Here is a 10,992-nt window from a genome sequence, read left to right as displayed (position 1 = left end):
TGTCTGGACCGCTGGATCGGCCCTACGGAGAACCATAGCATGCTGCCGGTAAAAGAGCGGACAGAACTGTTTGCGAAGTTTATCGCATATGATAAGTTACAGCATTACTTATTGGAACAGATTGGCTTGCTGTGGGAAATTGAGAGGGCACATCCGCAGGGGCTTCGCAGCAAACAATTGCATTGGACGGGCGATATCTGCAACCTGGTAGAACTGGTTTACGGTTTATATGAAACCAAGCAGATCAATAATGGCGATGTAAGCCTGACCGAGGTGGTGAACTGCATGGAACAATTGTTCCAGATCAATTTGGGCCGGGTGAACCGGATCTTTATTGATATAAGGCGGCGTAAGGTGGTCAGCCATACTCGTTTTATGGAACAGATGCGTACGGCAATCCTGCACCGCATCGACCAGTCGGATGCTTATATCCCGCAAAGTTTCCGGCAGGGATATGCGCGGCAATAAAAACAAAAAATTTTTTGGGCGTGCCCTTAATTCCCCACCAGGGGCGTTTTTGTCCGCTAATTTCGACCTAAACCAATTCATCTATTATGGACAATTTAATGCACAGAACTTTTAAGGATTTTGAAAACATTCCGGGAAATGGGCCTTATGAAAGGGCCGCGGAATGGGCGGCTTATGTAGCCGACTGGCGTTCCCGGGGACATTGGAATTACCGGCAGGAAGCGGTTACGGGATGTGGGCCGCGTATGGAATTACGGCTGCCGGGCATTAAGCATAAGGATTTTGTGAGTGTGGTATCCAACGATTACTTGGGATTTACACAGCACCCTAAAGTAAAAGCGGCGGCCATAGCCGCAATTGAAAAGTATGGGACGGGTGCGGGCGCATCCCCGGCAATTGGCGGGCATTATCGTTTTCACCGGGAGATCGAAATATCTATCGCATCGTTTTTCGGCTGGCTAAGCGCGATTGTTTATACGACCGGTTATACGGCGAACTCGGCAATGCTGCAATGCCTGTTGAAAAAGGAAGACCTGGCGATTTTTGATAGCAGTGTACATGCTTCGGTGTTTGAGGGTGGCTTGACGACGAATGTTAAAACCTTCCCGCACAACGATCTTTCAGCACTGGAGCATGTACTAAAGATTACTTCAGGGAAGTACCGCACCCGTATGATAGTAGTCGATGGCGTCTATTCACAAGATGGTGATTTAGCGCCCTTAGATCAGATTGTTGCCCTTTGTAAGCAATATGGCGCAATGATCGTCGTAGATGATGCGCATGGTACAGGTGTGATCGGTGTACGTGGACGCGGTGTGCTGGAGCTATATGACCTGTTGCAGAAGGTGGATATTATCACCGGTACGTTTAGCAAGACGTTTGCGCATGTGGGCGGCTATGTGGTAGCCAAACCAGAATTGGTGGAGTACCTGAAATTTCATTCGCGCCAGCACATCTTTTCGGCGACACTGCCGCCGTCCTGTGCTTGTATCCCGGTGGCAATTGACCTGGTGGATAGCGAGCCACAATGGATGAAGTTACTATGGGAAAACGTATCCTATTTCAAAAAGGGTTTGGAAGACTTGGGTTTGGATGTGGGGAATACGGTTTCGGCAATCATCCCGGTAAAGACGGGTGATCCGCTCCTGGCGGCGGAAGCGACCAAACTGCTGTTGCAGGCGGGTGTATATGCCAACCAGATTGGTTACCCGGCAGTATCGAAAAAGGACGCGCGGGTGCGGCAAAGCCTGATGGCGACGCATACGCAAACTGATCTCGACCAGGTGCTGAATGCCTGGGAATGGATCGGCAAGAAATTGAAATTAAATAAGAGAAAGGAACCTGCCTATGACGAGAAAGAAGCAACATAAGATACGCGACCCTGACCGCATGAAGCGGCAGTTGATCGACGCGATTGGCGAGATACTGGAGAAGCAAGGATTTACCGGCCTTCGGGTCAACAATATCGCGCGGCACCTGGATCGTGATAAGAACCTGATCCGTTACTATTTCGGTAATATTCAGAATTTGAAAAAAGCTTTTATTATGGAAAAGGATTACTGGCCTCCGTTCTTTGAACGGTTCAAATTAACGGATCAACCAAGTCGGTTGGAAGTCAAATGCTTGTTTATCGAACTGATGCGCGAGAATTACCGGTTCTTTAAGGATCATAAGGAGATGCAAAAGATCATCCAGTGGCAGATCAATGAGGATTTGCCTTTGTTACGCAGCATTTCCGATTCCAGGGAAGCGGAAGGCGAAAAGCTACTCAGGCCGACGGACCAGTTCTTTAAGGATTCGGGCGTGAGTTTCCGCTCAGTGATCTGCTTGCTGTTAGGCGGTATTTATTATGTGGTGTTACACGCCACCACCAATGGCAGCAGTGTTTGCAGCGTCGATATCAATGTGCCCGAAGAAAGTGAAACGCTTTGGAAAACCATTGGCCAGATTATCGACTGGGCTTTTGAGGCGGCGGAAAAGGCGGCATAAGCCAGTTAAGTTTAACCTTAAATTTTTACCTTTATGGCACTAAAATTTGAAATAAGAAACAGTAAAGTCAATTAGACATATCAGCTTATTATAGCATTCACGATCTTTTGGTTCTTGCAAAACCGCTAATTTTAAAAGGACAACCAAAGGCAAGTGCAATGCCCGCAGAAGTGCGGGCGTACTTGTGTTGCGTTGTCAAAGGTTACTTAGCGGTACCTGCAAGAGCGTGACCAAGGAAACCCGCACTTTTGCTTTTCAGCAGTTTTTATTATATCATATATTTATTGGAGAAACGTATGTCACTACTATGGATCATAGTGGGATTGACAGTTATTGCGGTGGGCTTGTTGATCCTGAACGTGTACCTTTTTAAAAAACACCGGCGCCAGGCCCGGTTGCGCAAAGCAATTGCGGATGCGACCCGCGAAGAAATCTTCGAGCGGAATTGCAAGACCTACCGGTTATCTACTCGCGAAGTGGACGTTTTACGGCTGATATTGGCCGGCCATACCTACCGCTCAGCAGCGGAAATTCTCTTCATTTCTGAAAAAACGGTAGACGCCCACCTGCGCAGTATCTACTTTAAAACCAATGTCAGGAACAAAGTAGAGTTGATCAATCGCTTCTACAGCTAACTCCAATCAGGAATATCCCTAACTCCTTTTTTATAGGCAATTTCCCTATTGTTTTCAGGGTCGCCCGACCTTCACCTTTGGTTAAAATTATTGCCTATGGTGAAATAAATACGCATTTACTAAATACAGCGATTTATGAAAACAATCCGAATTTTTTTTGAAGAAGAATTGGCCGGCCTGGACAAAATGTTAAAGACCTTTAACAACGGCAAAGACTGGACGCCACTGGAGCGCTTGCGGGAAGAGATGGCGCTGATCCGGGCGTGCCAGGCAAAGGTACATGGGTTTATAACACAAAACGGCTTTATCGATGCAGCCGAAGAAATAGAATACCACAAAAGTTTGTATCCCCGCTTGCGCGCCTTACATATTTTCCGGGTGGAGTTACACCTGCTGAAAAAGAACTTGCCTGCGTTGGGCGGTGAAAGTATCCGTGCCTACTATGGTGAACAATTAAAACTACTCTTTGGCTACATCCGCCGCTACGAATTCCTGTATAGCTATTTCAAGCTGAAAGCCGATGACTTGGACGGGTTGTTTTTTACCGAAAGCGGCAATCGCCAAAGCGTTTTACTGCCGGTACTTTCTGATTTCGAGGTGGTGCATACGACCGAAACGGGCTACTTGTTCGCCCGCTTTATAGCCTACGAAATGCTCTTTGCACATATAATGCAGGAAATGGAAAGTGGCGGGAAGCCGTTCCGTTGGACAGGCGAAGCGCTGAACCTGATCGAGGTGCTGCATGGTATCCACCTCACTGGCCAGGTAAATGATGGCGAGGTAGGCTTGCTCGAATGGTTCAAGGGAATGGGTGACTTTTTCGGTGTTGAGCTGGGCATTCCAAAGAAAGGCTTTGATGGGCTGAAGAAAAGAAAGAAGTTAAGCCGTACGCACTTTATCGACCGGATACGGGATGAACTGGTGAACAAGATGGATGAGGAAGATGACTGGCAGCGGGAACAGCGCCGGAAAAATAAAGCGGGTTTTTGATAGCGTAAAGCGGGCTTTTGCGGCGATTTCGTACACGTGGTCGTTCCCGGGATATCGTCTTTGAAATTTTGCTTTCGTTAATCCCGTCGCAATGGAGCGGCGGATAAAAGCAAAAGAACATGTTATTCAATCATTTCACCTGGCAGCAATTTTTGGTGGCTGCCCTGATCCTGAGCAGCATCTGGTATGTGGTAGTCATCCCCCTGCTTTACCGGGAAAAGCTCAAAGCATTTTTTGATCGGAATAAGGCGCATAAGCCGGTCGAACCGCTGGGCCATGAATGGGACGAGGAACTGGCGGATGAACTGGAACAAACCGATGAACTAATGGGCAAACCGGTGCTGCCGGAAGGTATGTCCAAAGTAAGTATGTCGATGTTCGGCTTTGCACCAACTCTTGAAGAGTTGGATGAACGCCGCCAGCGGCAGCAAGGACTGGTGCCGGATGTGATCGAGGAACTGAAAAGCATCTTCCATATCCTGGAAAAAGAGCAGGGCAGCAAAGCGGATTTTATCGCGCTGTTCGGTCTGGTCAAGGTCAAATATGGCGCGATCCGCGGAACGCCGGATGAACGGGCGCTGAACGAATATATCCGTGAAAATGTGCTGTTCCCCATCTCGGATGAAGAATTAACTAACCTGTGGCGATAAACTCTTTCCCTTAATTTATGAAAACGATCTTTCAATATATCAAAACACAATTCAATACTTACCGGGCCGTTCCGGCTGAAAAGAAACGCATCGCGCTGACCAAAGCGCTGATGCTTACCGCCGGGCTGCTGGTCATCAATGACTGCTTCGCGCAGGACGGTAATAATGGCATCAACAGCGCCACCACCCAGGTCAAAAGCTATTTCGACAGCGGTTGTAACCTGATGTATGCCATCGGCGCAGTGGTGGGCATTATCGGTGCGGTGCGTGTGTTCAACAAATGGAACCACGGCGAACCGGATACCAATAAAGTCGCTGCGGCCTGGTTCGGCTCTTGTATTTTTTTGGTGGTGGTGGCCACGGTTTTAAAAAGCTTTTTCGGGTTATGAGCATCTACCAAATCAATAAAGGGGTTTCCAAACCGATTGTTTTTCGCGGGCTGAAGGCGCAGTACATTGCTTATTTGGCGATTGGTTTAGTGGTTTTGCTGATCGGCTTTGCGATACTGTATATCTGTGGTTTGTCACTTTGGGTAACCCTGCCGCTGGTGCTGGGAATGGGCACAGCCTTATTCTTTGGCGTATTCCGCCTCAGTCATCGCTTTGGTGAGCACGGCCTCTCCAAGCATTTCGCCAAAAAGCAGTTGCCTGAAGCTATTCGATGTCGTTCGCGCAAGCAATTTATCCATCTAAAAACTTCTGCACATGGAATTTAATCTTGAGAACATATTGCCTTTGACAAAAGTAGAACAGGATGCCATTCTATCCGCGCATGGTGATATTACGATTGGCTTTGCGGTTACCCTGCCGGAGATATTCACGCTGTCCGACCGGGACTACGAAGCCTATCACCAGGCCTGGGTAAAAGCCATCCGGTTGCTGCCGGTCGGTTCCGTTTTTCATAAACAGGATTGGTTTATCGAAAGCGGCTTTAAAGCAAATTTTGAAAAAGCCCGTAAAGACTTTCTTTCCAGGGCCAGCGAACGCTTTTTTAACGAACGCGAATGCCTGGAACATGGCTGTTACATCTTCCTCACGCAAAAACCGAAAGACCGCAAACTGTCCTCATCCGCTTACAGCAATATCCTGCGCAAAAGTATCGTACCGCAGCAAATGATAAACCCGGTCTTGTTCAAAGATTTCCTGGACAGCGCAGGTCAGTTTGAACGGGTGCTGGCCGATAGTGGCTATGTGAAGTTGGTTCGTTTAGCCGATGACGAACTGGCCGGAACGGAAAAGTCTGTCGGGATCATTGAACGTTATCTGATGCTGCGCGGCGTGGATGAGCAACCTTTATTACAGGATATCCATATCAAAGATGAACTCAGGATCGGCCGGAACCATTGCGAACTCTACACATTAGCCGATGCAGAAGACCTGCCGCCGCTTTGCGGTTCCCGTATCAATTATGATAAATATTCCACCGACCGGACCAAGTTTTCAATCGGCTTCGCCTCGCCTTTGGGCAGCCTGTTGCCCTGTAATCATATTTTAAACCAATACATATTTATTGAGGATGGTCAGCAAACGATCAAACGGCTGGAAGCTAAAAAGCTGCGTTTGCAATCCTTATCGGGTTACAGCCGGGAAAATGCGATCAGCCGCGATGCGGTGAATGATTTCCTGAACGAAGCGATCGGTGAACAGCGGTTGCCGGTTAAGGCGCATTTCAATGTACTGGCCTGGTCGGATGATCAGGAAAAAAAACGTGACCTGAAGAACCTGGTGGGTTCGGCAATGGCGCAGCTGGACGCGGCCTGCAAACTGGAAACGGACGGGGCCGCGCAGATCTGGTTTGCGGGGATGCCTGGCAATGAGGCCGATTTTCCTATGAATGATACCTTAGATACCTTTATCGAACAGGCCGCCTGTTTTTTTAACCTCGAAAGTAATTACTGCGACAGCATTTCCCCATTCGGCATCCGCCTGGGCGACCGCTTGACCGGCAGGCCGGTGCATGTGGACATCTCTGATGAGCCGATGAGGTTGGGTTTTACGACCAACCGCAACAAGTTCATCTTAGGGCCTAGCGGCAGCGGCAAATCTTTCTTCACCAATCATTTGGTGCGTTCTTATTATGAACAAGGCGCCCATGTCGTATTGGTGGATGTAGGCCATAGCTATAAAGGTTTATGCGACCTCGTGGGTGGTTATTACTTTACTTATTCGGAAACAGCCCCGATCAGCTTTAACCCATTTTACCTGACCGGCGGCGACATATTGGATACCGAGAAAAAGGAAAGCATTAAAACACTGCTTATTGCACTATGGAAAAAAGATGACGAGCATTTCAAACGCAGTGAGTATGTGGCCTTATCCAATGCGCTGACCGGCTACTTTGAACATTTAGTACAACACCCGGATATCTTTCCCTGCTTCAATACTTTTTATGAATACCTGATGGAAGTGTATTTGCAGGTACTGGAAGACGGCAAGGTAAAGGAGCGCGATTTTGACGTGTCGAACTTTCTATACGTGCTCAATCCGTATTACCGGGGCGGCGAATTCGATTACCTGCTCAATGCAACTGAAAATCTTGACTTGCTGCATGAACGCTTTATTGTGTTTGAGATTGATGCCGTGAAGGGTGCGCACGTAGTGGCAGCATAGTAAATATACCCATGGCAGGGTATTAGGCCAGTGTTCAAGAGGCCTATCATCCATCGGCTTATCCGTGAGGGAAACCAAATATCGGGGAGTGTAGCATGCCGACACAAGTCTATGAGTCAACCAGTTGTCCGGTTGCGACTGAATAGTAGGATGAGTAACAGATATGAGGATAAAATCCATACTGATTGAATGATAACCCGAGTGGCTCCATGCTGTATCTGTGACGTAAGACAACTAAACTCGTCATACTGTGATACTTTCCTTTCGGTCTTTGAGGAGGGAAAGCAAAGAACAAATCACAGCGCAATTGCAATATGCAATAAAGGGTGGAAGTCATATCCGACAATCTGTAGAGCCATAGTTACTATGCTGCTAAACGTGGATTACCTAAGTCAGAATGCCGCTGGCGCGGCTATAGCGAATTGTCGCTTGAATATCTGATATGGTAACGGAGCTTCCGTAGTAGTCCGAGCAAGGGAAAGCCTTGTACATGGCGAAGGGAAGCAGCTAATATTTTTAATGCTAATAAAGGAAAATGTGTGAGACATTATGAGAAATCCGCAAAAGGTATTAAACAGTTTGACAGAGCATAGCAAACTTTCAAGCTATAGGTTTGAAAGGCTCTATCGTATTTTATTCAACGAGGAGATGTATTACACAGCTTATCAGAACATTTATGCAAAGCCAGGCAACATGACCAAAGGGTCAGACGGCCAGACTATTGACGAGATGAGCCTATCCCGAATTGAAAAACTAATCGGTGCTATCAAGGATGAAAGCTACCAACCCCATCCATCAAGAAGGACTTATATACCGAAGAAAAACGGTAAAAGACGTCCTTTAGGGATACCTTCTTTTGATGACAAGTTAGTGCAGGAGGTAATCAGGATGATACTGGAAGCGATTTACGAGGGAAGCTTTGAGCAAACCTCCCACGGTTTCAGGCCTCACAGAAGCTGCCACACCGCACTACTGCATGTCAGCAAGACTTTCAATGGAGCCAAATGGTTCATCGAGGGCGATATCAAAGGTTTTTTCGACAACATCAACCATGATGTACTGCTGAATATCCTGCAAGAACGCATCTCCGATGAACGCTTTATCAGGCTCATGAGAAAGTTCCTCAATGCAGGGTATGTCGAAGATTGGGTATTTCACAGAACGTACAGCGGAACGCCACAAGGCGGCATTATCAGCCCCATACTGGCCAACATCTACTTAGATAAGCTGGACAAATATGTTAAGGAATATATCCAAGACTTTGATAAGGGCAAGAAACGTAGACCTAATCAGGAACGCATCGATTGTGAATACGAAAAGAGAATTGCTATGAGTATGCTCAGAGCCGAAGATGATGTAGCCGATAGAAAACTAATCGGTCTAAGGCTCAAAATGATAGATAGGAAAAGAGCAGCGATAGCCAGTTGCGATGAGATGGACCCTAACTACAGGAAACTCAAATATGTGAGATATGCAGATGACTTTCTGTTGGGAGTAATCGGCAGTTTGGAAGATTGCAGGCGCATCAAACAGGACATAACCAACTTCCTGAATGATAAACTAAAGCTTGTGCTTTCTGAAGAAAAAACGCTGATAACCCACACAGATAAGCCTGCCAAGTTCTTATCATTTGACATCACTGTACGCAAGTCTGATCTGACGAAAAGGACTGCTAACGGAAGAATGACACGTACCTATCACAAGAAAATCGTTCTTAAAATACCAAAGGATACCATTAAAAATAAGTTACTGCAATATGAAGCTTTGGATATTAGGCTTCATAACGGTAACGAACAATGGAAAGCCAAATGCCGAACAGGTCTGGTATTCAATGACGACTTGGAGATATTAAGCAAGTACAATTCCGAAGTTATCGGCTTCTACAATTACTATTCTATTGCATTGAACAGCGGAATCGTTAACACGTTCAGCTACATCATGAAATACAGTATGTACAAGACCTTTGCAAATAAGTATCGTACAACTGTACCCAACATCTGTAGAAAATACCTGAAAGACAAGGTGTTCACCGTGACCTACACCAATAGCAAACGTGAACAACGCTATCGAACTTTCTACAATGATGGCTTTGGGCGGAAAATCGAGGCCAAAGAAGCCTTCTTTGACAAAATCCCCGACTACTTTCAAGCGAGGATGCGGACAAGCCTGATAGACAGGTTAAAAGCATTGACTTGCGAAATGTGTGGGGAAACCAATGAACTCGAAATGCACCATGTCAGGAAACTGAAAGACATCGCAAAGGGCAAAAGCCCTTGGGAAGTCCACATGATGACGAGGAAAAGGAAAACAATGGCGGTATGCCATAAATGTCACAGGAGGATACACAATGGCGACTAAACTGCGAATATTAGTGGAGAGCCGTATACGCGGGAACGTGTACGTACGGTTCGGGGGCGAGTGCATGGAAACCTACTATAGCAATATAGCAAGGCGCCGGGTGCTTAGCCTACATCATCCGATCTTGTTCCCGGTGGTGACGCTCATTCTGATGGAAATGTTCATCTCCAAGATGCGCAAGCTAAAGGGCGTCAGGAAGCTCATTTTAATCGAGGAATGCTGGAAGGCAATTGCTAAAGAAGGCATGGCGGAATATTTAAGGTACCTTTTTAAGACCGTCCGTAAGTTTTTTGGCGAAGCTATCGTGGTGACGCAGGAAGTGGAAGACATCATTTCTTCGCCTATCGTTAAGCAGGCCATTATCAATAACAGCGACTGCAAAATACTTCTTGACCAAAGCAAATACCAGAACAAGTTCGATGCGATACAGGAATTGTTGGGCCTGACGGACAAGGAAAAAGCGCAGGTACTTTCCATGAACCGGGCCAACGACCCGAAACGCAAATACAAAGAGGTATTTATTTCATTAGGCGGCCAGTATTCCAAAGTATACCGCACCGAGGTCAGTTTATTGGAATATTTGGCCTATACCACCGAAGAAAGTGAAAAGGTCAAAGTACAGCAATACGCCAGGAAATATGGCAGCATCCAAAAAGGTATCGCGATGCTGGCGGAGGAACTAACAAATAAACAAAAGCCGAAATGAGAAATCTGATTCTGATGGCAGCGCTGGCGACCGTTCTTGCCGCCTGCCAAAGCAAAACCGCCAAAGTGCAGCAATTCATCGATGGCGTCTATGTCAACCAAAGTCGGAGCGATCTGTCCGTTGCCAATGATACGCTGACGTTTACCCATACGGGTGCGGGCCATTACCTGGTGACGCGGAATACGGGTTACCAGGCGATCCGCGAAGGTAAGCTCTTGCCTAAAAAATTCGAGCGCGGAAAATTCGACGGGATTTATGACCCGCAGAACAGGGTGCTAAATGAAACCACCACCGGGCGGGTTTTCCGCTTCGACCCGGACAAAGGGGAATTGTACTTGAAGCGGGCGGTTTACCGCAAACTCAACTAACCGAATTATTCACTTACAAAACCAGGAAAGTACTGCCTTTTAGCAGTGCTAAAGGAGGTTATTGTGTCAATTTTAAAACGAATTATGAAAAAGTATATGGTCATTCTGCCCCTATCGTCGGTGACGATCTTCGTGGCCATTCCCAAAGGGGCAGATGCGCAATTCATTGTCGGCTCGGTGCTGAATGAAACCGTTGGCCGTGTGATCAAGGCCATCGAC

At 46.9% G+C, this 10,992-nt stretch carries 10 protein-coding genes and 2 pseudogenes; all 12 read left to right on the top strand.

Annotated elements, in window-relative coordinates:
- A partial coding sequence (locus VIM89_RS15950; RefSeq protein WP_488157166.1) for an RteC domain-containing protein occupies nucleotides 1-468 on the top strand: 468 nt, incomplete at its 5' end.
- Nucleotides 469-566: 98 nt separating this feature from the next.
- A complete protein-coding gene (locus VIM89_RS15945) occupies nucleotides 567-1,838 on the top strand; it encodes an aminotransferase class I/II-fold pyridoxal phosphate-dependent enzyme (protein ID WP_488157165.1) in 1,272 nt (423 codons plus the stop codon).
- Nucleotides 1,816-2,457 carry a TetR/AcrR family transcriptional regulator gene (locus VIM89_RS15940; protein WP_488157164.1) on the top strand — a complete coding sequence of 214 codons (642 nt, stop codon included), beginning with the start codon at nucleotides 1,816-1,818 and terminating at the stop codon, nucleotides 2,455-2,457. Before VIM89_RS15945 ends, VIM89_RS15940 begins: the two co-directional genes overlap by 23 nt.
- Nucleotides 2,458-2,753: 296 nt before the next feature.
- Nucleotides 2,754-3,092 (top strand): response regulator transcription factor, encoded by a 339-nt coding sequence (locus tag VIM89_RS15935; RefSeq protein ID WP_488157163.1) that lies wholly within the window; start codon nucleotides 2,754-2,756, stop codon nucleotides 3,090-3,092.
- Nucleotides 3,093-3,227: 135 nt separating this feature from the next.
- Entirely contained in the window at nucleotides 3,228-4,082 is an 855-nt protein-coding gene (locus VIM89_RS15930) for an RteC domain-containing protein (protein WP_488157162.1), read from the top strand.
- Between the two features lie 119 nt (nucleotides 4,083-4,201).
- Entirely contained in the window at nucleotides 4,202-4,732 is a 531-nt protein-coding gene (locus tag VIM89_RS15925) for a hypothetical protein (RefSeq protein WP_488157161.1), read from the top strand.
- A gap of 110 nt (nucleotides 4,733-4,842) precedes the next feature.
- Nucleotides 4,843-5,121, top strand: coding sequence for a DUF4134 domain-containing protein (locus VIM89_RS15920; protein WP_488157167.1), 279 nt, complete (start codon nucleotides 4,843-4,845; stop codon nucleotides 5,119-5,121).
- On the top strand, nucleotides 5,118-5,447 hold the full coding sequence (locus VIM89_RS15915; RefSeq protein ID WP_488157160.1) for a DUF4133 domain-containing protein: 330 nt from the start codon (nucleotides 5,118-5,120) through the stop codon (nucleotides 5,445-5,447). Before VIM89_RS15920 ends, VIM89_RS15915 begins: the two co-directional genes overlap by 4 nt.
- Nucleotides 5,437-7,317, top strand: a pseudogene (locus tag VIM89_RS15910) (TraG family conjugative transposon ATPase); the annotation flags it as partial. The gene VIM89_RS15915 and the pseudogene VIM89_RS15910, both read left to right, overlap by 11 nt.
- A gap of 573 nt (nucleotides 7,318-7,890) precedes the next feature.
- Nucleotides 7,891-9,699 (top strand): reverse transcriptase domain-containing protein, encoded by a 1,809-nt coding sequence (locus VIM89_RS15905; protein WP_488157159.1) that lies wholly within the window; start codon nucleotides 7,891-7,893, stop codon nucleotides 9,697-9,699.
- Nucleotides 9,700-9,814: 115 nt separating this feature from the next.
- A pseudogene (locus VIM89_RS15900) lies at nucleotides 9,815-10,405 on the top strand (TraG family conjugative transposon ATPase); the annotation flags it as partial.
- A complete protein-coding gene (locus VIM89_RS15895) occupies nucleotides 10,402-10,773 on the top strand; it encodes a hypothetical protein (RefSeq protein ID WP_488157158.1) in 372 nt (123 codons plus the stop codon). The pseudogene VIM89_RS15900 and the gene VIM89_RS15895, both read left to right, overlap by 4 nt.
- Nucleotides 10,774-10,992 lie beyond the last annotated feature (219 nt).

Origin of the sequence: Mucilaginibacter sp. (assembly GCF_036568825.1) — a bacterium.
Lineage (GTDB): Bacteria > Bacteroidota > Bacteroidia > Sphingobacteriales > Sphingobacteriaceae > Mucilaginibacter.
Note: the sequence above shows the minus strand (reverse complement) of the source record. Positions and strands in the feature narration are given on the sequence as shown.